The sequence below is a fragment of the Pseudomonas sp. LB3P25 genome, from assembly GCF_054897985.1.
On record NZ_CM142711.1, the window covers coordinates 2,900,983 to 2,924,917 of the forward strand.

23 protein-coding genes are annotated in these 23,935 nt (G+C 59.4%); 8 read left to right on the forward strand and 15 right to left on the reverse strand.

Annotated elements, in window-relative coordinates; translation table 11 throughout:
• Positions 1-156: 156 nt before the first annotated feature.
• Positions 157-516, forward strand: coding sequence for a DUF6124 family protein (locus tag ACYZTW_RS13170; protein WP_462005222.1), 360 nt, complete (start codon positions 157-159; stop codon positions 514-516).
• A gap of 156 nt (positions 517-672) precedes the next feature.
• On the opposite strand, the gene ACYZTW_RS13175 is transcribed toward ACYZTW_RS13170, so the two are convergent.
• From ACYZTW_RS13175 to ACYZTW_RS13190, 4 genes are all read right to left on the reverse strand, one after another.
• On the reverse strand, positions 673-2,238 hold the full coding sequence (locus tag ACYZTW_RS13175; protein ID WP_462005223.1) for an amino acid permease: 1,566 nt from the start codon (positions 2,236-2,238) through the stop codon (positions 673-675).
• A gap of 154 nt (positions 2,239-2,392) precedes the next feature.
• Positions 2,393-3,553: an iron-containing alcohol dehydrogenase gene (locus ACYZTW_RS13180; protein WP_462005224.1), complete on the reverse strand. Its 1,161-nt coding sequence runs from the start codon at positions 3,551-3,553 to the stop codon at positions 2,393-2,395.
• A 3-nt stretch (positions 3,554-3,556) separates the two neighbouring features.
• Positions 3,557-4,948, reverse strand: a complete 1,392-nt coding sequence (locus tag ACYZTW_RS13185; protein WP_462005225.1) for an aldehyde dehydrogenase family protein — start codon at positions 4,946-4,948, stop codon at positions 3,557-3,559.
• A 10-nt stretch (positions 4,949-4,958) separates the two neighbouring features.
• Positions 4,959-6,332 (reverse strand): glutamine synthetase family protein, encoded by a 1,374-nt coding sequence (locus ACYZTW_RS13190; RefSeq protein ID WP_462005226.1) that lies wholly within the window; start codon positions 6,330-6,332, stop codon positions 4,959-4,961.
• 213 nt (positions 6,333-6,545) lie between these two features.
• Here ACYZTW_RS13190 and ACYZTW_RS13195 point away from each other — a divergent pair, with 213 nt between their 5' ends.
• A complete protein-coding gene (locus tag ACYZTW_RS13195; protein ID WP_462005227.1) occupies positions 6,546-6,863 on the forward strand; it encodes a carboxymuconolactone decarboxylase family protein in 318 nt (105 codons plus the stop codon).
• An 86-nt stretch (positions 6,864-6,949) separates the two neighbouring features.
• Here ACYZTW_RS13195 and ACYZTW_RS13200 read toward each other — a convergent pair whose 3' ends face one another.
• A complete protein-coding gene (locus ACYZTW_RS13200; protein ID WP_462005228.1) occupies positions 6,950-7,843 on the reverse strand; it encodes an AraC family transcriptional regulator in 894 nt (297 codons plus the stop codon).
• Positions 7,844-7,981: 138 nt separating this feature from the next.
• On the opposite strand from ACYZTW_RS13200, the gene ACYZTW_RS13205 reads away from it, so the two are divergent.
• The 3 genes from ACYZTW_RS13205 to ACYZTW_RS13215 are packed head-to-tail and all read left to right on the forward strand — an operon-like array spanning position 7,982 to position 10,130.
• Positions 7,982-8,725: an SDR family NAD(P)-dependent oxidoreductase gene (locus ACYZTW_RS13205; protein ID WP_462005229.1), complete on the forward strand. Its 744-nt coding sequence runs from the start codon at positions 7,982-7,984 to the stop codon at positions 8,723-8,725.
• A 29-nt stretch (positions 8,726-8,754) separates the two neighbouring features.
• Positions 8,755-9,156 (forward strand): VOC family protein, encoded by a 402-nt coding sequence (locus ACYZTW_RS13210; protein ID WP_217856202.1) that lies wholly within the window; start codon positions 8,755-8,757, stop codon positions 9,154-9,156.
• Complete coding sequence (locus ACYZTW_RS13215) at positions 9,153-10,130, forward strand: saccharopine dehydrogenase family protein (protein WP_462005230.1); 978 nt, start codon at positions 9,153-9,155, stop codon at positions 10,128-10,130. The genes ACYZTW_RS13210 and ACYZTW_RS13215 overlap by 4 nt, the downstream gene beginning before the upstream one ends.
• A gap of 134 nt (positions 10,131-10,264) precedes the next feature.
• On the opposite strand, the gene ACYZTW_RS13220 is transcribed toward ACYZTW_RS13215, so the two are convergent.
• Complete coding sequence (locus tag ACYZTW_RS13220) at positions 10,265-10,717, reverse strand: hypothetical protein (protein ID WP_462005231.1); 453 nt, start codon at positions 10,715-10,717, stop codon at positions 10,265-10,267.
• 285 nt (positions 10,718-11,002) lie between these two features.
• On the opposite strand from ACYZTW_RS13220, the gene ACYZTW_RS13225 reads away from it, so the two are divergent.
• Positions 11,003-11,275, forward strand: coding sequence for a DUF2790 domain-containing protein (locus tag ACYZTW_RS13225; protein ID WP_462005232.1), 273 nt, complete (start codon positions 11,003-11,005; stop codon positions 11,273-11,275).
• 63 nt (positions 11,276-11,338) lie between these two features.
• On the opposite strand, the gene ACYZTW_RS13230 is transcribed toward ACYZTW_RS13225, so the two are convergent.
• The 5 genes from ACYZTW_RS13230 to ACYZTW_RS13250 form a co-directional block, all read right to left on the reverse strand.
• A complete protein-coding gene (locus tag ACYZTW_RS13230) occupies positions 11,339-12,277 on the reverse strand; it encodes a LysR family transcriptional regulator (protein ID WP_462005233.1) in 939 nt (312 codons plus the stop codon).
• Between the two features lie 66 nt (positions 12,278-12,343).
• On the reverse strand, positions 12,344-13,294 hold the full coding sequence (locus tag ACYZTW_RS13235) for an aldo/keto reductase (protein WP_462005234.1): 951 nt from the start codon (positions 13,292-13,294) through the stop codon (positions 12,344-12,346).
• A gap of 23 nt (positions 13,295-13,317) precedes the next feature.
• Positions 13,318-14,808 (reverse strand): efflux transporter outer membrane subunit, encoded by a 1,491-nt coding sequence (locus tag ACYZTW_RS13240; protein ID WP_462005235.1) that lies wholly within the window; start codon positions 14,806-14,808, stop codon positions 13,318-13,320.
• Between the two features lie 19 nt (positions 14,809-14,827).
• Positions 14,828-16,312: a DHA2 family efflux MFS transporter permease subunit gene (locus ACYZTW_RS13245; RefSeq protein WP_462005236.1), complete on the reverse strand. Its 1,485-nt coding sequence runs from the start codon at positions 16,310-16,312 to the stop codon at positions 14,828-14,830.
• Positions 16,312-17,448, reverse strand: coding sequence for an HlyD family secretion protein (locus ACYZTW_RS13250; protein WP_462005237.1), 1,137 nt, complete (start codon positions 17,446-17,448; stop codon positions 16,312-16,314). Before ACYZTW_RS13250 ends, ACYZTW_RS13245 begins: the two co-directional genes overlap by 1 nt.
• Positions 17,449-17,673: 225 nt before the next feature.
• Between ACYZTW_RS13250 and ACYZTW_RS13255 the strand changes: the two genes are divergently transcribed.
• Entirely contained in the window at positions 17,674-18,300 is a 627-nt protein-coding gene (locus ACYZTW_RS13255) for a TetR/AcrR family transcriptional regulator (protein WP_462005238.1), read from the forward strand.
• A gap of 8 nt (positions 18,301-18,308) precedes the next feature.
• Positions 18,309-18,842 carry a G/U mismatch-specific DNA glycosylase gene (gene mug / locus ACYZTW_RS13260; RefSeq protein WP_462005239.1) on the forward strand — a complete coding sequence of 178 codons (534 nt, stop codon included), beginning with the start codon at positions 18,309-18,311 and terminating at the stop codon, positions 18,840-18,842.
• Here mug and yghX read toward each other — a convergent pair.
• From yghX to glcF, 4 genes are all read right to left on the reverse strand, one after another.
• Positions 18,839-19,726: a YghX family hydrolase gene (gene yghX, locus ACYZTW_RS13265; protein ID WP_462005240.1), complete on the reverse strand. Its 888-nt coding sequence runs from the start codon at positions 19,724-19,726 to the stop codon at positions 18,839-18,841. The genes mug and yghX overlap by 4 nt on opposite strands.
• A gap of 333 nt (positions 19,727-20,059) precedes the next feature.
• Positions 20,060-22,240 carry a malate synthase G gene (locus ACYZTW_RS13270; RefSeq protein WP_462005241.1) on the reverse strand — a complete coding sequence of 727 codons (2,181 nt, stop codon included), beginning with the start codon at positions 22,238-22,240 and terminating at the stop codon, positions 20,060-20,062.
• Positions 22,241-22,295: 55 nt separating this feature from the next.
• Entirely contained in the window at positions 22,296-22,697 is a 402-nt protein-coding gene (locus tag ACYZTW_RS13275) for a heme-binding protein (RefSeq protein WP_008157093.1), read from the reverse strand.
• 20 nt (positions 22,698-22,717) lie between these two features.
• Positions 22,718-23,935, reverse strand: coding sequence for a glycolate oxidase subunit GlcF (glcF, locus tag ACYZTW_RS13280; RefSeq protein WP_462005242.1), 1,218 nt, complete (start codon positions 23,933-23,935; stop codon positions 22,718-22,720).

Here is a 23,935-nt window from a genome sequence, read left to right on the forward strand (position 1 = left end):
TCATTTCATGCCTGCACTTCATGGTAGCTGTGCGCAGGGCGCCCTCGGGCGCGCCGGTTTCGGTTCTCCCCGGTCTGCTAACCTGCGCACAGCTGCCACCCATACATTCGTTTAGCAGCGATTTGGTGACGGCTCCACATTGTTGGAGAATCGAATATGTTCAAGGTCACACCAAACCCACCGGACAACGATCCGGCATCCCCGTACGAACCCGATTCAAACAAACTCAACGAGGCCGCCGAACGCGCCCTCGACTTCCACTTCCCATCGAATGCCGACATCAAAGCCACCGCGCGTAAACCGAGCAAGCTGTTTGCCGTGGACCCAGAGGCGACTACCGAAACCCTGGCGGTTTTTTTGGTCGAGACGCTGGCCTCGGTCGATGTGATGGTCCATCAGTTGGTGGATCATCTAGACGGTGGGTCGCGCTACGCCCTGCTGGGCATTTCAAACAGCATCATGGTGGCGGAGGTCACGGCGAACCGGGTGCTGGATCAAATTGATCCACCTGAATAATCGCTGTCCTGTGGCGAGGGAGCTTGCTCCCGTTGGACTGCGTAGCAGTCCCTTTTTGGGCCGCTGCGCAGCCCAGCGGGACGGTGCGGCGTTCCGACAAGCTCCCTCGCCACAGGTTACTCATCGTTCGTTCTATCTAATCACTGGCTGTAGCAATCAGCTTCCAGCCTGTTTATTCAACGCCGCTTCAGCCGCGGCGATTTCAGCCTGGCGCTTGACGATCATGTCGCCAATCGGCGGACCCTGAAAGCGTCGGGCTTCAAAACCGAACCAGACGATGGCCGTCAACACCAGAAAGCCGATGGTGATGTACAGCGCCCAATCGTTCGGTGGCTGGATGCCGATGACGAAAATAATCACCATCGAGAGGATCGAGAGGAGGGCGAACACGGAGTACCAGAAGCGCCCCATGTTCCATGGTCCCATGGTCGGCCACTTCGACGTCCCGTAGGTAAACAGCCCCAGGATGATGGGTATGACGAAGGAGAAGAACAGGAAGATCACCGTGCAGGACACCACGATGGTGTAGACCGGCGTTGCGCCGACCGATATCACGGACGATCCCCAGTCGAACAATACCGCGAGGGTGGCACCGGTCCAGATCGCCGCCACCGGGCTGCGATAGGTAGGCGAAACCGAGGCCAGTGCTTTCGAGCAGGGCAGGCCACCGTCACGGGAGAACGCGAAGATCATGCGTGAGACCGAGGTCACGGTCGCCAGCCCGCAGAGGAATTGCGAGATGAAAATCGCCACGTAAAGCGCGAGCTTCACGGTTGGGTTGACCTGTGTGTTCATGGCCCAGAAAAACACGTTCCAGCCTTGCTTCGCCGCCTCATCCATGTTCGGCAACATCAGCACAAACGAACTGAGCATGACCCAGCCGAACAGCAACGACCAGACCACCGACATGACCATGCCACGCGGCACTGACATGGCCGCATTCCGGGTCTCTTCCGAAGTGTGCGCGGAGGCGTCATAGCCGGTGATGGTGTAGATCGGCAACAGCAGGCCGAGCATGAAAATCCAGTCGTTCGACACCTGTGGCCAGACACTGCCGCCGACCTCGCCGGAATAGTTACTGAAGGTCCATAACCGGGCGAACTCATAGCTGGGTGCAGAGATCAGGCAGACGATGGTCAACGCGAGCGCGGTGGCGAAGATCAGATAGCCCGAGAAGTCGGTGAGCTTCGCGGTCAGGCCGATACCCAGGTGGTTACACAAGGCCTGGAGGCCGGTCAGGATCGCCAGGAAAATCACCCTCACCGTGGTGGTGTCCTCCATGCCCAGGGCCGGTCCGAAGGCGCCGAAAAAGAAGTAATAGGTACCGACGTTGATCGCGCCGAGCACGGTGACCAGCCCGAGCAAGTTGAACCACGCAGTCAGCCAGCCGGTGAAGCGGTTACCGAGAATCGAGCCCCAGTGATAGAGGCCGCCAGCGGTAGGGTAGGCCGAGGAAATCTGCGCCATGGCCATGGCGAAAACCCCGGAGATCAGACAACCGATCGGCCAGCCGATGCCGATTGACGCACCGCCTGCACCCGAGGTGCCCTGGGCGAGTGAATTGATACCACCCGAGAGGATGCAGATGATCGAAAAGGAAATGGCAAAGTTGGAGAAAACGCCCATGCGTCGCGAGAGCTGCTGGGCATAGCCCATGCTGTGCAGCACCTTGACGTCATCGTCTTGCGGCGCGCTCGTGCCGGGCTGGCTTGCTGGATTCATGTTGTGTGCCCCTTAGGTTTTGATACGCATCCATCCGGGTTGTACGTCGCTGGATGGGCTGGCCTTCAACCCCTTGTCGTACTGCTCCTGTTTCTTACGGATAAACCCCGTCCATGCTGCGAGTTCGCACCTTGGCCATGGACAGACAACTGCTCTACAGACGGCCGTGGTACGCCGCATCGAAAATTTCTGCCGCGCCATTTCGCGTCAATGGCAGCGGGTTGCCGCCGGCGCAAGGGTCGACAATCGCCATGTCCGCGATCAGGTCGGCCTGCCGATCATCCACCCCCAGCTCAAACAGCGTATGGGGCACGCCGATGTCCTTGCGCAACTTGAGGACGAAGGCCAGAAAACTGTCGAAGCCGGGAGAGGGCAGACGCAAATAAGCGGCGAGGCGGGTGATGCGTTCCTCGATGGCTGGGCGATTGAACTTGAGGACATAGGGCATGAACGTGGCGTTGGTCATGCCGTGATGGGTGTCGTACAGGGCGCCCACCGGATGTGAGAGGGCGTGCATCCCGCCCAGACCTTTCTGAAAGGCGGTAGCCCCCATCGCGGCAGCCGCGAGCATTTCCGCTCGCGCCTCCAGGTCCGAGGGTGTGTGTACGGCTCGCACCAGGGCATTGGCGACCAGACGCATGCCTTCCACCGCAATCCCTTCGGCCATGGGATGAAAACCGGGGGCGCAATACGATTCCAGGCAATGCGAAAACGCATCCATGCCGGTGCCAGCGGTGACCTTGGCCGGCATGCCGACGGTGAGCGCCGGGTCGCTGATGACCACGCGCGGCATCATTTTTGGGTGGAAGATGATGCGTTTGGTGTGCGTACGCTCATCGATGATCACCGCCGCACGGCCCACCTCGGAGCCGGTACCCGCCGTGGTCGGCACCGCAATGATCGGAGCGATGCTGCTTTCGTCGGCGCGGGTCCAATAGTCGCCGATGTCTTCGAAATCCCAGACCGGGCGGGTCTGGCCGCTCATGAAGGCGATAAGCTTGCCCATGTCCAGGCCGCTGCCACCGCCGAAGGCGACCACGCCATCGTGAAAGCCTGCGCGCCATGCCTCGAGCCCGCCCGCCAGGTTGGCTTCAACCGGGTTGGGCTTGAGGTCGCAAAACAGCGCGACGCCGAGACCGGCGGCGCGCAAGGCGTCCACTGCTGCCGTGGTGATCGGGGCACGCGCCAGGCCACTGTCGGTGACCAGCAACGGTCGCTGGATCCCTTGGCTGCGGCAGATTTCGGCGAGCTCGGCGATGCGGCCGACACCGAAGCGGATGCTTGTGGGGTAGTTCCAGTTCGCGGTCAGGCTCATGGCTCAGATCTCGTGGCGCAAATGGAAGGATTTTGCTCGGGTCAGATTTTCATAACCCAGGCGCGACAGCGTGACGCCGCGCCCACTGTTCTTCACCCCGGTCCAGGCCAGGGCCGGGTCCAGGTAATCGCAGCGGTTCATGAACACGGTGCCGGTGTCGATCTCGTTGCCCAGGTGTTCGGCGGCGGCAAGGTCTTGCGTCCAGATGGAAGCGCTGAGCCCGAACTCACTGTCGTTCATCAGGGCGATGGCTTCGTCGTCGCTGGCCACCGGCATGATGCCGACCACCGGGCCAAAGCTTTCCTCACGCATCACTGACATTTGATGGGTGACATCCACTAACACCTGCGGCGCGAGGTAGGCGCTGCCCGGCGCGTCAGCGGCGAAGGCCTTCGGATCGATCAGTGCCCTGGCGCCTTTTGACAGCGCATCGGCAATCTGCCCGCGAACGAATTCAGCAGCGCTCGGTGAGACCAGCGGACCGAGCGTGGTGGCTTCGTCCAGTGGGTTGCCCAGCACGTATTGGCGGGTCAAGTCGACGAAGCGTTCGACAAACACCGGGTAAATTTTTTCATCGACATAAATGCGCTCGACCGCGCAACAGCTTTGCCCGGAGTTGAAGAAGCTGCCGTCCACCAGGTTTTCCACCGCGTGTTCGAGGTTGGCGTCTGCCCGTACATAGGCCGGGTCTTTGCCGCCAAGCTCCAGACCCACGCCGAGGAAACCTCCGACGGCCGCGTGTTCCATGGCTTTACCAGCGTCGACCGAGCCGGTGAAGTTCACCTGCTGCACCCGTCCAGAGGCAATGATCGCCCCGGTATAGAGATGACTCAGCAGCAAGTTTTGGAACAATCCTTCGGGCAGATGGGCACGGCGAAAGGCCTCGGCGAAACGTTCGCCGACCAGCAGCGTTTGCGAAGCGTGTTTGAGGATGACGCTGTTGCCGGCCATCAGCGCCGGGATAATCGTATTCACCGCTGTCAGATAGGGATAATTCCAGGGGGCGATGACCAGCACCGTACCCAGCGGTTCGCGTTTGATACAGCGTCGAAAACCGGCGACGGGCGTGGGTTCAAGCGCTGCCAAGGCGTCAGGCGCAATGGCGATCATATGGCGGGCACGCTCTTCGAAACCGCGCAGTTCACCCGCGCCAAAGCGCACCGGGCGGCCCATCTGCCAGGCCAGTTCCGGCACGATGTCGGCCTTCATGCCCAACATCGCGTCCACCGCGGCGCTGCATAAGGCGGCGCGTTCGCTCAGTGGCCGGCGTTTCCATTGCGCCTGGGCGGCTGCGGCAGCCGCCAGCGCCTGCTCGATCTGCGCAGCATCGGCGCAGCGGCGTTCGGCGTAGACCCGGCCATCGACCGGGGAGATGAGTTGAATCGTTGAAGTCATGATGGCGGTCTCAATAGCGCTCAAAGCCGCGCTGCAGTTCCCAGTCGGTGATCCGCCGGTCGTACTCTTTCTGCTCCCATTCGGCGGTGTGCACGTAGTGGTCGACCACTTCATCACCGAACGCCTCGCGCAACATCGTCGAGGCCTTGAGCGCGGCGCAAGCTTCGCGCAGGGTCTTCGAGACTTCAGGCAAGTGTTCGTCGACGTAGGCATCACCCTCAAAGGGCGGCGCGAGGGTGAGCTTCTCGTCAATCCCGGCGAGGCCTGCGGCGATCAACGCGGCGAAGGCCAGATAAGGGTTGAGGTCGGCACCGCCGATGCGACATTCGATGCGGATGGCCTTGCTGCCTTCAGCGCATAAACGAAAGCCGGCCGTGCGATTGTCCCGACTCCACACTGCCCGCGTCGGGGCAAAGGTGCCGGCCTGAAAGCGCTTGTACGAATTGATGTAGGGCGCGAGAAAACAGGTGATGTCGTTGGCGTATTTGAGCTGCCCGGCCACCCAGGAACGCATCAGTTTCGACATGCCGAATTCCGCCTTGGTGTCGAAGAACAAGGGCTTTTTGGCGTTCTTGTCCCACAGCGAATTGTGGATGTGGCTGCTGGAACCGGCGGCGTCGTAGCGCCACTTGGCCATGAACGTGATCGCCTTGCCTTGCAGTTGCGCGATCTCTTTGCAGGCGTGCTTGATGATGACGTGGTGGTCGGCCATGGTCAGCGCATCGGCATAACGGATGTTGATCTCTTCCTGGCCCGGGCCCCATTCACCCTTGGAGTTTTCCACGGGAATACCGGAGGCCTGCAGATGCTTGCGAATCGCCCGCAGCACCGGCTCTTCGCGGGTGGTCTGCAGGATGTTGTAGTCCTCGATGTAGTGACCGGCCGTCTTCGGCTTGTGGTAGTTGCGCTCGTGGATGGCCTCGTAGCTCTCGTCGAACAGGTAGAACTCCAGTTCCGAAGCGAACATGCCGGTGTAGCCGCGCTCGCGCAGTCGCTCAACCTGCTTTTTCAGAATCGCCCGCGGGCTGTGCGGCAGGTCGCGCCGATGGTGATGATCGAGCACATCGCAGAGCACCAGCGCCGTGCACTCAAGCCAGGGCACCCGTCGCAACGTGGCCATGTCGGGTTTGAGCACAAAGTCGCCATAGCCTTTGCTCCAGCTGGCCGCGGCGTAACCGGGCACCGGCTCCATGTCGATGTCGTCGGCCAGCAGGTAATTGCAGCAATGGGTTTCTTCATGGCCGCTGTCGATGAAAAACTCGACCTGGAATCGCTTGCCGACCAGTCGGCCTTGCATGTCGACCATGCAGACCAGAACGGTATCGATCTCGCCGGAGGCGGCGGCACGCTTGAGTTGGTCAAAACTGAGGAGGGGCTCGGTCATCACGTAGTCCTGCGTGAATTGTTTGGGCCTGTCTGAAATAGCTGTTGCAGACGCTCTCCAGAACAAACCAAAACCTGCAGACGCGAGCATCGTGTGCAATGAGCTGCTGTAAGCGTAGCCTACTGCTGCGGTGTGCAAGTTTCGGAAATCTCAGCCCGATGACTCGGGCGCAAAGGCGCGAACTGAGCGCCTCTCCAACGCGAGGACACAAAGATGACAAAGAAGAGAGAGCACAACACCTACCAACGTCTCGAACAGCAGTACCCGGATTACATGGCTGCAGTGGAGGCCTTGGGTACGGCGGTGCGTCATACCGGCCCACTGGAAGAGATCGTTGTCCAGCTGGTCCAGCTCGGTGCCGCGGCGGCCATCCGCTCTGAGGGCGCGGTGCACAGTCATACTCGACGGGCGCTGGAGGCGGGAGCTACGCCAGAGCAGATTCGTCACACGCTGATCTCACTGACGAGCACGATCGGTTTCCCCACCGTCGTTGCGGCCATCAGCTGGGCGGATGATGTGATTGAGACGTGAACGAGTTCGCTGAAAGACAGGGCTCCGCTCGTCTTGACCCTAAGCAACAGGGCGGGCTCCTTCACACTTAGGCAGTCATTTTTTAGCTATTTTCTCTGGCCCAGGGTTTCCCCAACAATCCGCGCGGCATCTCGTGAGGGCGGCATGCCGAATACCCGTGCGTAATCGCGGCTGAATTGTGTCGCGCTTTCATAACCGACCTCGAACGCTGCACTCGTGACACTTTTGGCGTTGGCCACCAGCAGCGTCCGGGCCTGAAGCAAGCGAACCCTTTTTTGATACTGCAACGGGCTCAGCGCGGTGACGGCTTTGAAGTGCCGGTGAAAGGCCGACACGCTCATCGCCGCTTGTTGCGCCAGTGTCTCCACACGGATGGGCTTGGCGAAGTCCCGACGAATGTACTGGATGGCCAGGCTGACCCGAGCCATGGCGCTATCGGGTGCCGCAATATCACGCAGCATCCAGCCGTGGGGCCCTTGCAAAACACGGTACAGAATCTCCCGTTCGTAGGCAGGTGCCAGGGCCGCAATTTCCTCAGGTCGGCCCATCAATCGCAGCAAGCGAACCCAGGCGTCCATCAGGTCGGGCGTGACAGCGGCTACCGAAAAACCTGCTTCCTTGTCGTAATGCCCGATGGGCTTTGGCAGGTCCGCCAGCAGCGTCGCCAGGACCGTCGGGTCGAGTGTCAGGCTGACCGCCAGATAAGGCTCACCGGAAGCAGCAGGGTGTACTTGACCGACCGCAGGCAACTCGATGGACATGACGAAATAGGTCGCCGGGTCATAGCGAAGTGTGCGGTCTCCGATGGTCATTGATTTACTGCCTTGCAGGATCAGGTTGATCATCGGCTCGTAAACCGCAGCCAGCAGGTGCTCAGGGATTTCGCCCTGGACCATGGCGACGCGGGGGATGCCCGTCTCCGTGCGGCGGTTCTCGGCCCGGGCAGCCAGCGCGCGAAGTTCATTCAGTTGGTTTGTCATGAGGAGCATCTGAACTCAGGCTGATACGCCCAGGCAAGCAAAAAGCAGAAACAGGCAGGATTCGAGCAGGAACGGCTGCGCTCGTTGCAACGGCGATGGTTACTGTGGTGACTCATCTCAGTGATCTTGGAGCAGCGAATGAGCGTTATCGTCATTACCGGAGGCAGCCGAGGCATCGGCGCCAGCACGGCCGAACACTGCGCCCGGCGCGGAATGGGGGTCATCCTGACCTACAAGAGCAATGCTGATTCAGCAAACTCTGTCGTCCAGCGTATCCAGGCATCGGGCGGCAAGGCTGTGGCGCTTGAGCTGGACGTCGCTGATGTGAAACGGTTCGACAGCTTCAGAGAAGCGGTGCAACTGACTTTGCAGGCAACCTGGGGGGTGGCAACCCTTGGCGGGCTGGTGAACAACGCGGGCCATGGCTTGTTCAATCCCCTGGAATTGGTCACCGAGGCGCAGTTTGACGACTTGCTGAACGTACACCTCAAAGGCCCGTTTTTCCTGACTCAAGCGTTGCTGCCACTGATGGGAGAGGGCGCCAGCATCGTCAACCTGACCAGCGCCACAACCCGCGTGGCCACTGCGGGTGTAGCGCCTTATGCCGCTTTCAAGGGCGGACTCGACGTGCTGACCCGTTACATGGCCAAGGAGTTCGGCCCTCGGCGTATCCGGGCCAATGCCGTCTCACCGGGGGCGATTCGCACCGAACTGGGCGGCGGTTTGAATGACGAATTCGAGGCTCTACTCGCGTCGCAAACCGCCCTTGGCCGGGTGGGCGAGCCGGAGGATGTCGCTCGCGTTATCACCATGCTGCTGTCCGAAGAAGGACGCTGGATCAATGCTCAGACGATCGAAGTCGCGGGCGGGTATTTCATCTGAATCAGCACCTGAATAACGAGGCGACCACAATGCTTGATCATATTTTTATCTCGGTAAGCGACGTTGATCGTTCCATCCGTTTCTACACCGCGACTCTGACCCCGCTTGGCATTACCGGCAGGCTTGATTACGACGGTAAGGACGGCCCGCCAGGCCACCCGGATCTCAAGGGCTTCGGTGCCAATGGCCGGGTATTTTTCTGGTTGCGCGAGGGTGTTGTGGAGGGACGGGCGGTTCATGTCGGCTTCGTGGCGAACAGCAAGGCCGAGGTCGACGCAGCTTACGCGGCAGCCATGGACAATGGCGCTATCGACAACGGTGCGCCTGGCGCACGTCTGCATTACGACCCCCATTACTACGCCGCCAATGTCCTTGACCCGGACGGTTACAGCCTCGAATTCGTCTACAAAAACTGGCAGCACGCCCAATGAAAAAATTAATGATCTACGGGGCAACGGGCTATACCGGTCGCATGGCTGCCGAGCATGCCAAAGCGCAGGGGCTAGACGTTGTGATCGCTGGCCGCAATGGAGCAAAGCTGGAGTCTCTCGCTGCGCAACTGGGCGTGCCTTATCGAGTGTTCACCCCTGATGCCCAGGCCGTCGAATCCCTGGACGGCATCGGCGTGCTGCTGAATTTCGCAGGGCCTTTTGCTCAAACGGCGGACGCCTTGATGCAGGCCTGTATCAAGGCCAGGGTCGACTATCTGGACATCACGGCCGAGATCAATGTCTATCGGCTGGCGGAACGGCTTGGCGCTCAGGCAGCCGAGGCGGGTGTCATGTTGCTGCCCGGGGTCGGCTGGGACGTGGTGCCGACAGACTGCCTGGCGATGCATGTTGCTCTCCGTGTGCGGGAGCCGAAGTCGCTAAGGGTTGCGCTGCAAGTCGCTGGCGCCATGTCGCGGGGATCGGCCTTAAGTGTCAGCGAGATCGTTGGCGCGGGCCTCTTGGCGCGGGTTGATGGGCTACTGGTTGCAACACCCGATGCGCAGCCCCGGCACTTCGATTTTGGCGACGGCCAGGCACTGTGCGCGCCGTTGTCCTTCGGTGACCTGGTCACCGGCTGGCACTCCACTGGCATTCCCAATATCGCCATGTTCGTGAACATTACCGGCGACGCTTTCCCTGAAGGCGATCTGTCACAGCTTCCCGACGGCCCAAGTGCTGAGCAGCGAGAGGCTCATCGCGCCCGTGCTGTGGCTGAAGTCATTGGCGCCGATGGCACAAGTGCGTGTTCAGTGATCGAGACCGTCAACGGCTACACCTACACACCATTGGCGGCTGTGGAGGCTGCGCGCCGGGTGCTGAACGGTGATCGGCGACCAGGCTTTGAAACGCCTGCGCGGGTGTTTGGCGTCGGATTCGCGCAGACGATTGCAGGTTCGACAATCAAAGATTTTTAGGGCGCGACACCTACCGGCTGACCCCATGACCTGCCCGTGTGTACGTCTGCCCCACGGGAAGGGGCATTCGCGACGACATTTTTACTGTAGCGCCGAATCTGTTAGATGAAGGCAGGGGGCAGGTCGAAGCGAGGCTATTTCCCCGAGCCTTTCTGTTTGATATCTCCGCAAAAAATATCGACGTTGCCACTGTCCGGTGCACTTCGCACGACGATGGAGTACTCACCGGAAAGCAGGATCGGCAGTGCGACAGGTGCGCTTCTTGAGAAAGCCCAGCCGCGTATGGCCTGGCGCTCGGTGTTGACATGATCATTCATGGCGTAAGCGACTGGCCCGGGTTGCTGGCAGCTGCCTTTATTGATGAAGGTGTAGAGGCGCAAGGGCAGAGACGCTCCGCTTGGAGCACCACTGATGAAGAAACTGAACCCGGTTTGTTTGCCCCAGTCGGCCAACGTTACATTGCCGATCTGACCGGTGTTCTGCCGCGTGGCAACCAAAGGAACGCTCACTCCATGGTCGGATGAAGTGGTGCAGCCGAAAAGGCTTGCGGTGACTATTAGCGCTGCAAATGAGTTTCTGCGCCTCATTGCCAACCTCCTGTGCTGAAGAACTGCAATGAGAGATTAGCGGGTATAGCTCATTAATTGTCTTCCTGGCGTTGCCTGTTCGAAATTCCCGGTACCGGGCTCAGGACCAGCTGACCCGTCAGCTGTTCGAAACCCTCCATTCATGCGGAATCTGGCAACAGTGTTTGTCCAGTGGGCCGCTGTTTGAGGAAGGGGTAAACACCTAGCATCGTCTCTACCCAGTGAGCAAACAGAGTCAGTGTCAACTCGCTCACGAGGTTAACTTTTGACGATAAGGTGAATACGATGAAAATCTCAAAACTTGCGATGTTTCTTGCGCTTGGCGTTTTAGGTACACAGGCATTTGCAGGCGAAAGCCATTCAACTGCCGCGGACAGCAAGACGCCTGCTGAAACGTACACTTACGATACGAAACTGGATATCCAGAAAGTCATTACGGTGACCGATATTCCCGACCAGTGCGGGCCAGTCCCGGCGCAAATGACGTATGAAGACTCTCACGGTCAACGGCATATCTTGCAGTATCAAGTCATGGGAACTGGCTGTTCAAATGGTTGAGTCGTGTGTGGAAGATGGAGGGTCGACACTCCATGCCTGCAGCGCCGGCTGCTGTTAAAGTTGTTATTGTTTTCTGCGTAATTCGACGATTTTTTCATCGGCAGCCAACACGCCTGGAATATAACTTTTAAGAAACTCCACCCATGTTTTTATTTTTGCATCCACGAACTTTCGTGATGGGTATATTGCAAATAAATTGAATTCTTCAAAATGATACTCGGGTAATACGCGCACTAACGTGCCGGCCCTGAGGCCTTTGACTGCAGACGCAATAGGCTGAATACCTATACCCATTCCATTCATTATGGCGACGGTCATGGCATCGGCAGTGTTGACGTGAAAGGGAGACATTGGAATGTTGACGGTCTCCACGCCGTTGGGCCCCTCAAATACCCAGTTTCCAGCGGGCATTACCGTATTCACAATTCTCAAACAATCATGTGAGCCAAGAGCCCCCGGTGAATCGGGGTGTCCGCGTTTCTGCAGATACGCTGGCGAGGCGCAGAGAATGCTGTAAGTAGTACCTAGTCGCTGCGCTACAAATCCGGAATCGGGTAAGTCCCGGGCCAGAACAATCGACATGTCATAGCCTTCCTCCAGCAAGTCGGGCAACCGATTAGTCAGTGTCAAATCAAACATGACCGAGGGATGAGTCTCTCTATAGTTGGCAATGGCATCGATCACGTAATGATTGCCAATGGCTCCCATCGCGTGAATCTTGAGCCTGCCGACGGGCATGACGTGCGCAGTACCCGCTTCTTCCTCCGCTTCACGGACCTCGTCCAGAATATTCTCGCATCGCTGCAAATAGCGCGTACCTGCTTCGGTCAGCGCCAGGCGTCGGGTTGTCCGGTTGATCAGGCGTGTTTGAAGCCTGGCCTCCAGACTGGAAACCGCTTTGGAAACGTTAGTGGTGGTGGTGTCCAATAGCTCAGCCGCTGCCGTAAAACTGCCGCTCTGAGCGACAGCAACGAAAAAACGCATCGTCTGGAAAACGTCCATGGTTTTCACCTCGGGGGGGATGGATGAAAGGGGCGTCCCTGTAGAAGGCCGCCCCTTCGTTGCGTATTACTTCTTGCGCGGAATAAAACCAGGCACGCCTGTCTCGACGACCGAGTTGAATCGTATCCGGGTCGTAATCTCTTCCTTGATTTCAAGCATGGCCCTATGAGGCAGGGTAGAAATATCAATGTTTTCCCGGATATGACTCGGTGTAGCAGACGTGGTCAGAAAAGCGACTCCCCGCTGTACCGACCAGGCCAACGCAACTTGAGCCGGGGTCTTCTGCAAGCGCTGAGCGATCTGTGTAATCACCGGCTCTTCCAGTACATTTGGCTCCATTCCGTGGCCCAGCGGCGCAAACGCAAGCACGACAATTCCATGCTGTTTGCAAAACTCAAGCAGTTCCCATTCAGGCAGATAGGGGTGCGATTCGACCTGCACGACGGCGGGCTTTATCCGGGCCACTGCCACAATCTCTTGTAAACGCTCCAACGTGATATCAGACAAGCCGATGGATTTGCAGCGGCCTTCATCCACCAGGCGCTCAAGTGCCCGCCAAGTCTCTATTAACGTCACGCCTGGGTCGTAGATGACTTGACCGTGTTCGTCTCTTGGATCCTGGTTGTCGCCGGGCTGAAAGGCGAAGGGCGTATGGATCAGATAGCAATCGATGTAATCCACTTGAAGTCGTCGGCAACTGGCCTCAAAAGCAGGTTCGACTCGCTCGGGACGATGGTTGGTGTTCCACAGTTTCGTGGTAATGAACACGTCCTCTCGCCGGACTTTACCCGCGTTCATAGTTTCCTGCAGGGCAACGCCGGCCATGTCCTCGTTTCGATAACGTTCTGCACAATCGAAATGGCGAAAACCTGCTTCCAATGCTTCTTTGACCGCTTGTGTTGTAACGGAGAGATCCCGGAACAACGTGCCGAATCCAACGGCCGGCATCTCACCCGATCCGTGTGCTAGAGGGAATCGGGTATCGCGAAGTGCATCGTGAAAGGGTTCGTAAGGCATATCGTTTACTCCAATGTCTGGCTCTACTGATAGGAAGGTTTCTGTACTTCGCGACTGGCCACTCGTTGCTCAAACACACCGACGGAATTACCGCCGAGGGCCACATACAGGCGCACGGTGTCGAGGTACTGCGCGGTCTTCACTCTGATTTGACCCAGTAACGCTTGCTCATAAGCACGTTCCGCCTCCAGCACCTGGAGAATGCTGTTCTCGCCTTGCGCGTAGGCTTGTTGGTTCAACCGAAAGCTCGTTTCAGCCGCGCGTAACGCGTCATCCTGCGCCAGGTTTTCCTCTGCGTCATGATTGATGGCCTGCAGCGTGTCTGCGACCTGACCGAACGAGGTAATGACGGTTTGCTGGTAGCCAGCGAGGGTTGCCTTGTAGCCGTCAACGGCGGCCTGACGTTCAGCTTTCAGCGTTCCGCCATTGAAGATGGGCGCCGTGAGCCCGGCAGCAAAGCCCCAAAGTGCGGCGCCGCCATTGCCTGAAGCCGCCTGTGCAAGCGACGCGGAAAGTTCGACATGCGGATAAAGGTTAGCTGTCGCCACGCCAACCGCGGCGCTGGCCATGTGCAGTTCTGCCTCTGCTTGCAGTACATCCGGCCGGTCGTGGGCCATTTCAGAGGGCAGACTGACGGGCACGTTTGCCGGCAAGGCAAACTCGGCGAGCTTGAAGTCAGGCGCGATCCAGTCAGCAGGGCCTTTGCCCGTCAGAATCGAGAGCGCGTGGCGTGCCGAATCACGCTGCTGAGCGAGGGGCGGCAACAGCGTGCGGTCCTGAGCGAGCCGCGTTTCGGCCAGCGAAACATCAATCTGCGTGGTGCTGCCATTGACGTGCGCCATGCGCACCAGTTCGAGGTTCTTTGTGTCATTGGCGAGCAGCTTCTCGACGGCTTCCATCTGCGCGTTGGCAGAGGCCAGCAATAACGCCTGGCTCGCGACGTCGCCCGTCAGGGTCAGGTACGCCGCTTCGTAGCGATGCGTCTGCAGATCCGTAAACGCTTCCTGTTGTTCAACCTGGCGCTTGTTACCGCCGAAAACGTCAAGGTCGAAGCCAACCCGTGGCCCAATTGCATAGAAATTGGAGATGGAAGGTTCTTTCGCGTTGTGCACCCGTTGGCGGCCGGCCTGAGCGCCAAGGTCGACCTGCGGATACAGCGCACCTTCCGCCGCGGCAACCGAGGACGCCGCTTGCCGGATCGTCGCGTCTGCCGCCACGAGCTCAAGATTGCCGTCAATGGCGCGACGCACAAGCTTGTCGAGCTTCGGTGAACGAAACGCGGACCACCAGGCACCGTTGACCTTCTTGCCCAGGTCAATGTGCTGTTCACCAGGCTTGTTGCCGCCTTGGCCGAGACGCTGCTCGGCCTGTTGATCGTAGTGCTGCGACGGGCTCGGTGGAGGCATTTGATAGTCAGGGCCGACGGTGCAGGCGGTCAGGAATGCAAGAGCCGACACCGCACCGAACGTGGTTTTGAACATCTGTCTGTTGATGAAGAGCGCTTTGGATTTCATTTGGCAAACTCCACGAAAACTAGTTGGTCGGAACGGGCTTGCGAAGAAAGACAACCAGTGGGCTCACCACCAGCATCGCGAACATCAAAATCTTGAACTGGTCGATCACCCCGATAAAAGCTGCCTGGCCGGTGATCATTTCGTTGAGCCCCGCCAGTGCTTGCAGGGACGTCGGCGCGGAATGCGCAGCGGCGCGATACGGCGTCAGGTTGCTGGCCAGCGCCATGTGCATCGCTTGCGTATTGTTGAAGAAAAACAGCTGCACAATCGCAACGCCGAGGGTGCTGCCGTACACCCGTGACAGATTGAAAAAACCGGTGCCTTCGGGGCGTAACGTCGGGTCAAGCGTGCTGAACGCGACCTTGGTCAGCGACGGCATCAACAGGCCGATGCCAATGCCCTGGATCGCACCCGCCAGTGCCACGGGCGACCAGTCCATCAACGGCGAATAGCCGAGCATCAGCCAGTTGGCATAAATCACCACGGCGACGCCTGCTGCCACGAACAATCGGCGGTCGAAACGCTCGGGAACACGGCCCATCAACAGGAACGCACCGACCAGCCCGATCCCCCGCGGAATCGTCAGGGAACCCGTGGTGTCAGGCGGGTAGCCGAGAATCTCGTCCAGCATCGGCGAGGTCAGCGCCATGGTCGACAACAGCACGAAACCCACGGCGAAAAAGATGACCGTGGACAGCACGAAGTTGCGGTCTTTGAACAAACGCTTGTTGAGGAAATGCACCTTCGCGGTCAGCACATGCACCACGAACAGGTAGAGCCCCAATGCACAGCCCATCGCTTCCAGCCAGATCTCGGTCGAGGAAAACCAGTCCAGGCGTTCACCGCGGTCGAGCATCATTTGCAGGCTGATCAACCCCAGCGTGAAGCTGCCGAAACCGAAGAAGTCGAACGACGGACGTTTCTCCGCCTTTTTCTCGGCCAGCAACAGCGCCATCACGAGGAAGATAAACGCCGATAACGGGAGGCTGATGTAGAAGATCGGGCGCCATCCGAAATGTTCGCCGACCCAACCGCCGATGCTCGGGCCGCTGACGATGCCGAACAGCACGATGGCCGTCCACGTCGCGCCGAACTTCGCTCGCTTCTCGAGTGGCAAAGTCTCCAGCGAAATCGCCATCGACAGCGGTGCCAGCACGCCACTCGCCAGGCCTTGAATAATGCGCGCGCCAACGAACTCCAGCGGCGTCGTTGCCTGTGTGGCGAGCAGCAAGCCGAGGACGAAGAACGCTAACGCGGCTTGATAAACAAGCTTCAAGCCATAGCGCCCGGCGAGCCATTGCGCAATCGGCATCGTGATGGCGCTCGCCGCGAGGTACGACGTGAATATCCAGCCCGCCTGGTCGTCGGTCATCGACAGGCTGCCCTGAATCAACCTGAGTACTGCATTCGGCAAAGGCAGGTTCGCCGACTGCATGTAGGTGGCGAGCAACGCGGCGAACCTTAATGTTCCCGCACCTTGAGGTCCGGCATGATTGGCGTTCATCAGAAGTTACCTGCGGTCAACAGCGCCTTGAGTGGATGCCACCAGGGCGTGCGGTACCCGGTATCAACCTTGACCGTGGCGCTGGTGCCCGAGAAAAGGGGCAGGGCAGCATCCACTTCATCGAGTTCGAGTCGGACCGGTACCCGCTGCACAACCTTGACCCAGTTGCCGGTCGCATTTTCAGGCGGCAGCAGGGCGAAGTCCGATCCGGCACCGGGGCTCATGCTGGTCACGTGGGCCTTGAAGATGTGATCAGGATAAGTATCGATACTGATGGTTGCTTCCTGACCTGGACGCATATGGGTCACTTGCGTTTCGCGGAAGTTGGCCTCAACCCAAATCTCGCGATCGGACAGCAGCGCAAACGCTGGCGCGCCGTTGTTCACATAGTTGCCCACCTGCAAGTCGTCGACCTTGGCCACGATGCCGTCGTCCGGCGCATACACCGTTGAATACGAGAGATACAGCTGCGCCTCGTCGAGCTGAGCCTTGGCCTCGCGAACTGTCGGGTGGTTATCGGCTTCGATGTTCGGATTGCCGTTCAAGGCAACGACCGTGCTGGCGATCTGTTGTTCGACCGACGCTATTCGTTGCCGGGAAACTTTAAGGTCTGTGTCGGCGCGCTCGTAAATGGCGCGCGAGACGAACTCGGTAGCGACCAGCGCCTTCTTGCGGGCAAACTCCCGTTGGTCGAAATCGGCCGACTCTTTGGCCGATTGCAATTCAGCCTGCTGCTGGCGGTAGCTGGCCTTGAGGCCATCGATGCGCAGCCGCGCGACGCTCAGCTGTGCTTCTGCACGGTCAACGGCGATCTGGAGCGGTTTCGGGTCGATCCGAAACAGAATCTGACCCTTGTGCACAGGCTGGTTGTCCTCGACTGCGATCTCGACGACTTGCCCGGAAATGCGCGCGTTGATCGATGCCTTCGCCACTCGGGCGTAAGCGTTATCGGTCGAAACAAAGGCCTCACCCGCCACATAGTGTGCGTACCCAACCGCAGCGAAGAGGAGAGGGAAACCCACCATAAGGAATGGCCGTAATTTCTCTTTAAACGGCTTTTTGACGGGCGAACCAGACGGATTCGGCCCAGGACGCTCGAAGGTCTGTGTTGCTGAGATGTCGAACTGTTTGGTCATGATCGAATGCACCTATTAACCGGGAAGTCGGGCTAACACCCACAAAAACAGCCATACCCTGTGCGGTCAGGAGGATCGCTCCACCGCATCTGTTTCGTCGCCGCAACACCCTGTTCGAGCTCCGCTACAACAAACCTGCAAACCAAGGAATTTCTGGTTCCTTAATTTTGTGCGATGGTGTAAGAATATCCCTGAGCCCACCTTCATTCAAGGATTTTGTACGACATGGCACAAAAAAAGATTGCAGAGGCGAAAGGCCGCGGCCGCCCTCGTGCGTATGACCCGCAAACAGCGCTGCTGCAGGCGCTTGATGTTTTTTGGAGCACTGGATATTCCGGCGCTTCTCTGGACAGCATCGCCACGGCGGCCGGTATGAATCGCCCAAGCCTCTATGCGGCTTTTGGCGACAAGCACGCGCTCTATATCAAAGCGCTTGAGCAATATTGGGAGTTTGCCGCGGCGGACATGCATGAAGCGCTGACGGACAACGAACTGACCTTGAGCCAGGCATTGATGCGGTTTTATGAAGGGCAGTTGTCGATCTACTTCTCGGGTGACGGCCAACCGCGCGGCTGCTTTGCGATCGGCACGGCGACGACCGAAGCCGTCGAGGATGCTGAAATACGAGAGGTGCTTTCGGACCGGCTCAGCAGGCTCGATACCGATCTCGAAACGCGTCTTCGAGCGGCCATCAGTAGCGGCGAGTTGAAAGGTGATGTCGACCCGACGGCCCTTGCCGTACTCGCGTCATCCCTGCTGCATAGCATTTCGATACGTGCGCGGGCGGGCAAATCCCGGGCTGAATTGACCGAGCTTGCGCGTAATGCGGTCAGCGTGATCTGCGGTGTGTGAGGTTTACGGTGAGTGAAAGACTTGAAGATATTCTTGCCGAACAGCTGGCCGTGATTTTTTGTGGCATCAACCCAGGCGTGACTGCCGCTGCCCAAGGCCACCATTTTGCGGGCAGGGGCAATCGCTTCTGGCGCACGCTCCATCTCGCTGGATTTACGCCTGAGGAGGTGCGCCCGGAAAACGATCGGACGATCTTGCAGTATCAGTGTGGATTAACGGCCGTGGTGGAACGGCCGACGGCACGAGCGGATCAGCTGTCTGCCCATGAATTCATTGCTGCGGCGGCGGACTTCGAACAAAAAATCGTGCGCTATGCACCGCGCTTTGTGGCGTTTCTCGGTAAAGCGGCGTATTGCGCGCTATCCGGCCAACGAGACATTGCATGGGGGCTTCAGCCAAAGACCTTCGGCAATGCCTCGGTATGGATCCTGCCCAATCCCAGTGGGCGAAATCGCGCGTTCACGCTTGATCAACTGGTTGGCGCGTACCGCCAACTCTATATAGCAGCAGGCGAGCAAAGCCGACTTCAACCTCACCGTTAAGTCAGATACCGCCGAAACCACCCCAGCGTCCGGTCCCAGGCCAGCTTGGCCGCGGCCTCATCGTATCGAGGCGTGGAGTCGTTATGGAAACCATGGTTGGCGCCGGGGTAAATGTAGGCTTCATAGGTCTTGCCCGCGGCTTTCAGCGCCTTCTCATAGGCGGGCCAGCCTTCGTTGATGCGCGTATCCAGTTCACCGTAGTGAAGCATCACCGGCGCCTTGATTCGGGCGACATCCTTGGCCTCTGGCTGGCGGCCATAAAAGGACACGGCAGCCCCCAGTTCCGGATAGGCCACGGCCGCCGCATTGACGACGCCACCGCCGTAGCAGAACCCGGTGATCCCGACTTTTCCGGTGGTCGCGTCATGCTTCATCAGCCACTCAATGGCGGCGAAAAAGTCGTTCATGAGCTTTTCCGGGTCGACGGTCGCCTGCAGCTCCCGGCCTTTGTCATCGTTGCCGGGATAGCCGCCTACCGAGGTCAGGCCATCAGGGGCGAGGGCGATGAAGCCTGCCTTGGCCACACGCCGCGCGACGTCTTCGATGTACGGGTTGAGCCCGCGATTTTCATGCACGACCACCACCGCCGGCACCTTGCCGGTGGCTTTCGCCGGGCGTACGAGATAGCCACGGACCTGCCCGTTACCTTTGGGGGATGGATAGGTGATGTATTCGGGAACAATGTCCGGGTCGGTAAATTCAACCTGCTCGGCGAGTGCATAATTCGGACTCAGGGCGGCGAGGAGCGCGCTGGCGGTCAAACCGCCCAAGGTGAACAACGCCGCTCGATCCAGAAACTCACGCCGGTTGATCTTGCCGTGGGCGTAGTAGTCGTACAGTTCGAGCAGTTCCGGGGCAAAGTCTTTCGCAGTGAGCCGGGTCATCTGTGCGCTTCCTCTTGGGCGGGTCGATTGCTCTGTCGGTTGGACAGCGTGAGCGATACCTGTCGAGCGTAGCCGTTCACAAAAGAAGAGGCGGGAGCCTGATGCCGATCCGTTAAGCCGTAACACGATCTGTAGCAGCTGGCGAAGCCTGCGTTCGGCTGCGTAGCAGTCGTAAAACCTGAGTGCGAGGTCTTCCTGAAACATCTTGTCGTCTGATTTCACGACTGCTACGCAGCCGAACGCAGGCTTCGCCAGCTGCTACAAAGAGCGCGTTTTGCCTGCAATTTCTTAACTGATCGGCATTAGGCTGAGCCTCTTCTTTTTCCTCTCTATTTACGCCCTCGACTGCTTATACACGCGCCGGAATTTATGCAGCAGCGGTTCGGTATAACCATTGGGCTGCGCGCCCCCCTCGAACACCAGTGCGCAGGCCGCTTGAAATGCAACCGACTGCTCGAAGTCCGGCGCCATCGGCTTATAGATCGAATCGCCCGCGTTTTGCTCATCGACGACCCGCGCCATGCGCTGCAAAATCTCGACGGTCTGGTCCTGGGTGATCACCCCGTGTCGCAGCCAGTTGGCCATGTGCTGGCTGGAAATGCGCAGGGTCGCGCGATCTTCCATCAAGCCCACGTTATGGATGTCGGGCACCTTCGAGCAGCCGATGCCTTGTTCAACCCAGCGCACCACATACCCCAGCAAACCTTGCGCATTGTTTTCGACTTCCTGACGTATCTCATCGGCCGACCAGGATGGGGCGGTGACGACCGGCACGCTGAGCAAGCCGTCCAGAAGTGCCGGGCTGGCGCTACCGAAGTCCGTTGTTTCAAGGGACTCCTGCACCGAGCGTACGTTGACCTGATGGTAATGCAGCGCGTGCAAGGTGGCGGCGGTCGGCGAGGGCACCCAGGCCGTGTTCGCGCCTGCTTTCGGGTGGGCGATTTTTTGCTTGAGCATATCGGCCATCCGGTCCGGCATGGCCCACATGCCTTTGCCGATCTGCGCCCGCCCACGCAATCCACAGTCCAGACCGACGAGCACGTTGTTGCTTTCGTAGGCCTCGATCCACGAGGTATTTTTCATGTCGCCCTTGCGCAACATCGCGCCCGCTTCCATGGCGGTGTGCATCTCGTCACCGGTGCGATCCAGAAAACCGGTGTTGATGAACGCGACTCGTGAGGAAGCTGCCGCGATGCACGCCTTGAGGTTGACGCTGGTGCGCCGTTCCTCGTCCATGATGCCCATTTTCAACGTATGACGTTCGAGCTGGAGCAGGTCTTCGATGCGGCTGAACAACTGCTCGGCGAAGGCCACTTCGGCGGGGCCGTGCATTTTCGGTTTGACGATGTAGACGTTACCGGTGCGGGAATTGCCGCGACGTTGCAGGTCATGCAGAGCAATCAGGCTGGTGATGACGCCGTCGAGAATGCCTTCCGGGATTTCCAGTCCGCCCTTGTCGAGAATCGCCGGGCTGGTCATCAGGTGCCCGACGTTGCGGATGAACAGCAACGAACGCCCGTGCAACGTCAGTGAGCGGCCATCGGCCGCGGTGTACTCGCGGTCGGGATGCAGCCGTCGTGTGATGGTTTTACCGTTTTTCTCCAGGTCTTCTTTCAGGTCGCCCTTCATCAAACCCAGCCAGTTGCGGTACACCTGCACCTTGTCATCGGCGTCGACCGCCGCCACCGAGTCTTCACAATCAATGATGGTCGAGAGCGCTGCTTCAATCAGCAGGTCCTTGACGCCGGCAGTGTCAGCCTGACCGATGATACTCTGGCGATCGATCTGAATTTCGACGTGCAGATCGTTGTTTTTCAGCAGGATGGCCGTGGGATCAGCGAGTGAGCCCTGGTAGCCGATGTACTGCGCGGCGTTCGATAAACCGGCTTGGCTGCCGTCTTTCAAGGTGGCCTCCAGTGTGCCGTTGTCGATCCGGTAACGCGCCACCGCGGCATGGGAGCCGCTGCTCAAGGGGAATGCCTGATCCAGGAAGCCACGGGCAAACGCGATGACTTTCGCGCCGCGCACCGGGTTGTATGTCCGGCCCGGTTCGGCACCGCTGTCATTGGAAATCACATCGGTGCCGTAGAGCGCGTCGTACAGCGATCCCCAGCGCGCGTTGGCGGCATTCAGCGCATAACGCGCGTTGACGGCCGGGACGACCAGTTGTGGTCCGGCCTGCACACTGATCTCTGTATCGACGTTGGCGGTGCTGACCTTGACGTCTGAAGGTTGTGGTTGCAGGTAACCGATACCGCTCAGGAAATTGCGATAAGCCGCCATGTCGGTGACCGGTCCCGGGTGTGAACGGTGCCAGGTGTCCAGTTCGGTTTGCAGGCGATCGCGTTCAGCCAGCAGCGCCCGGTTTTGCGGCGCCAGTTCATGCACCAGGGTGGCGAAACCACTCCAGAACGCTTGAGGGGCCAGGCCGGTTCCGGGCAGCACGTCCAAATCAACGAAACGTTGCAAGACAGGTGCGACCTTGAGGCCTTGGCAGTTCACGAATTCGGTCACTTTTTGCATCTCCATCACACAGTGTTTATCGAGCGCTGACCGCGCTCAGCTCAAATCAGTTCAGGCATTGCGCGCCGGCTTTGGCCACTTGTGCGTCCTGCTCGGCTTTGACGCCGGACACCCCGACCGCGCCGATCACCTGGCCGTCGACGATGATCGGCACGCCACCTTCCAGCGAGGTCAATAATGGCGCGGACAAAAAGGCGTGGCGTCCGCCATTGACCATCTCTTCATAGCCTTTGGATTCGCGCCGACCGAGGGCCGAGGTGCGGGCCTTTTCGGTGGCGATGTAGGCGCCAATCGGAGCGCAACCGTCGAGGCGTTCGAGGGCCAGGGGATGGCCGCCGTCATCGACAATCACGATGGTCACGGCCCATTGGTTGTTCTGCGCTTCGGTGCGTGCAGCCGCGAGGATTTGGCTGACTTCGGTCTGGCTCAGTACGGCTTTGCTTTTCATGGGGATTCTCCAGTACTCGGTTAGGGCAAGGCGGCTTCGACCAGTTCGATCCAGTGCCTGACAGGGGTTCGGCCCGCACCGTCGAGGTGGGACTGACAGCCAATATTGGCCGTGACAATGACTTCGGGATGTCCGCTTTCCAGCGCATTGAGCTTATTGTCGCGCAGTTGCCGGGACAGTTCGGGTTGGGTCAGCGAATAGGTGCCCGCCGAGCCGCAGCACAGGTGACTGTCGGCAACAGGCGTGAGGTTGAAGCCCAGACTGGTCAGAATCGCTTCAACCGCGCCGCCCAGTTTCTGCGCGTGCTGCAACGTGCAGGGGCAATGGAACGCCAGGCGCTGATCGCTGTGGATACCGAGCTTTTCCAGTGGTTCGTCGCGCAGCACTTCGACCAGATCCTTGGCGAGCGCACTGACCTTTTTCGCCTTCTCGGCATAAGCCGGGTCGGTGCTGAGCAGGTGACCATAGTCTTTGATGAAAGCGCCGCAACCGCTGGCGGTTTGCACGATGGCCTCGGCACCGTTTTCAATGCTCGGCCACCACGCATCGATATTACGACGCGCGCGATCCAGGCCGGCGGCCTGAGCGTCGAGGTGATAATCCACGGCACCGCAGCAACCGGCCTCGCGGGTTGCGGTGACGCTGATTCCCAGGCGATCCAGTACTCGGGCGGCGGCCGCGTTGGTATTGGGTGACAGACTCGGTTGCACGCAGCCTTCGAGCATCAGCACCTGCCGGGTGTGGCGCGTAACCGGGCGTGGCTTTGCGGGATAGACGCGGCGAGGCAACTTTATCTGCAAGGTGTTGGGCAACAACGCCCGGAACACCTGGCCGCTGCTGACCAGCCCTTTGAACAGCGCAGGATTGGGGACGACGCTGCGCAATCCCTCGCGCAACAACCGCTGACCGAGTGGGCGCGGCACCGCCGCATCGACCACCGCACGGCCGATGTCCAGCAAGTTGTGGTAGTCGACGCCGGAAGGGCAAGTGGTTTCGCAGTTACGGCACGACAGGCAGCGATCCAGGTGCTGTTGGGTCTTCTGCGTGACTTCGTTGCCCTCCAGAACCTGTTTGATCAGGTAAATACGGCCCCGCGGTCCGTCCAGTTCATCGCCCAGCAATTGATAGGTCGGGCAGGTGGCATTGCAGAAACCGCAGTGCACGCAGGTGCGCAGGATGCTTTCGGCTTCTTCGGCGCGGGGCAGTTGGCGGGCGTGTTCGCTCAAGGTGGTCTGCAT

Bases quoted from the DNA above. Each gene is read 5' to 3' on its own strand.
- ACYZTW_RS13250 (WP_462005237.1), bottom strand. From the start codon at position 17,448: ATGACCAAACAGTTCGACATCTCAGCAACACAGACCTTCGAGCGTCCT.
- ACYZTW_RS13185 (WP_462005225.1), bottom strand. From the start codon at position 4,948: ATGACTTCAACGATTCAACTCATCTCCCCGGTCGATGGCCGGGTCTAC.
- ACYZTW_RS13175 (WP_462005223.1), bottom strand. From the start codon at position 2,238: ATGAATCCAGCAAGCCAGCCCGGCACGAGCGCGCCGCAAGACGATGAC.
- ACYZTW_RS13235 (WP_462005234.1), bottom strand. From the start codon at position 13,294: ATGCCTTACGAACCCTTTCACGATGCACTTCGCGATACCCGATTCCCT.
- ACYZTW_RS13180 (WP_462005224.1), bottom strand. From the start codon at position 3,553: ATGAGCCTGACCGCGAACTGGAACTACCCCACAAGCATCCGCTTCGGT.
- ACYZTW_RS13245 (WP_462005236.1), bottom strand. From the start codon at position 16,312: ATGAACGCCAATCATGCCGGACCTCAAGGTGCGGGAACATTAAGGTTC.
- ACYZTW_RS13220 (WP_462005231.1), bottom strand. From the start codon at position 10,717: ATGAGGCGCAGAAACTCATTTGCAGCGCTAATAGTCACCGCAAGCCTT.
- ACYZTW_RS13275 (WP_008157093.1), bottom strand. From the start codon at position 22,697: ATGAAAAGCAAAGCCGTACTGAGCCAGACCGAAGTCAGCCAAATCCTC.
- glcF (WP_462005242.1), bottom strand. From the start codon at position 23,935: ATGCAGACCACCTTGAGCGAACACGCCCGCCAACTGCCCCGCGCCGAA.
- ACYZTW_RS13200 (WP_462005228.1), bottom strand. From the start codon at position 7,843: ATGACAAACCAACTGAATGAACTTCGCGCGCTGGCTGCCCGGGCCGAG.
- ACYZTW_RS13190 (WP_462005226.1), bottom strand. From the start codon at position 6,332: ATGACCGAGCCCCTCCTCAGTTTTGACCAACTCAAGCGTGCCGCCGCC.
- ACYZTW_RS13225 (WP_462005232.1), top strand. From the start codon at position 11,003: ATGAAAATCTCAAAACTTGCGATGTTTCTTGCGCTTGGCGTTTTAGGT.
- yghX (WP_462005240.1), bottom strand. From the start codon at position 19,726: ATGACCCGGCTCACTGCGAAAGACTTTGCCCCGGAACTGCTCGAACTG.
- ACYZTW_RS13170 (WP_462005222.1), top strand. From the start codon at position 157: ATGTTCAAGGTCACACCAAACCCACCGGACAACGATCCGGCATCCCCG.
- ACYZTW_RS13205 (WP_462005229.1), top strand. From the start codon at position 7,982: ATGAGCGTTATCGTCATTACCGGAGGCAGCCGAGGCATCGGCGCCAGC.
- ACYZTW_RS13240 (WP_462005235.1), bottom strand. From the start codon at position 14,808: ATGAAATCCAAAGCGCTCTTCATCAACAGACAGATGTTCAAAACCACG.
- ACYZTW_RS13195 (WP_462005227.1), top strand. From the start codon at position 6,546: ATGACAAAGAAGAGAGAGCACAACACCTACCAACGTCTCGAACAGCAG.
- ACYZTW_RS13230 (WP_462005233.1), bottom strand. From the start codon at position 12,277: ATGGACGTTTTCCAGACGATGCGTTTTTTCGTTGCTGTCGCTCAGAGC.
- ACYZTW_RS13215 (WP_462005230.1), top strand. From the start codon at position 9,153: ATGAAAAAATTAATGATCTACGGGGCAACGGGCTATACCGGTCGCATG.
- ACYZTW_RS13210 (WP_217856202.1), top strand. From the start codon at position 8,755: ATGCTTGATCATATTTTTATCTCGGTAAGCGACGTTGATCGTTCCATC.
- ACYZTW_RS13255 (WP_462005238.1), top strand. From the start codon at position 17,674: ATGGCACAAAAAAAGATTGCAGAGGCGAAAGGCCGCGGCCGCCCTCGT.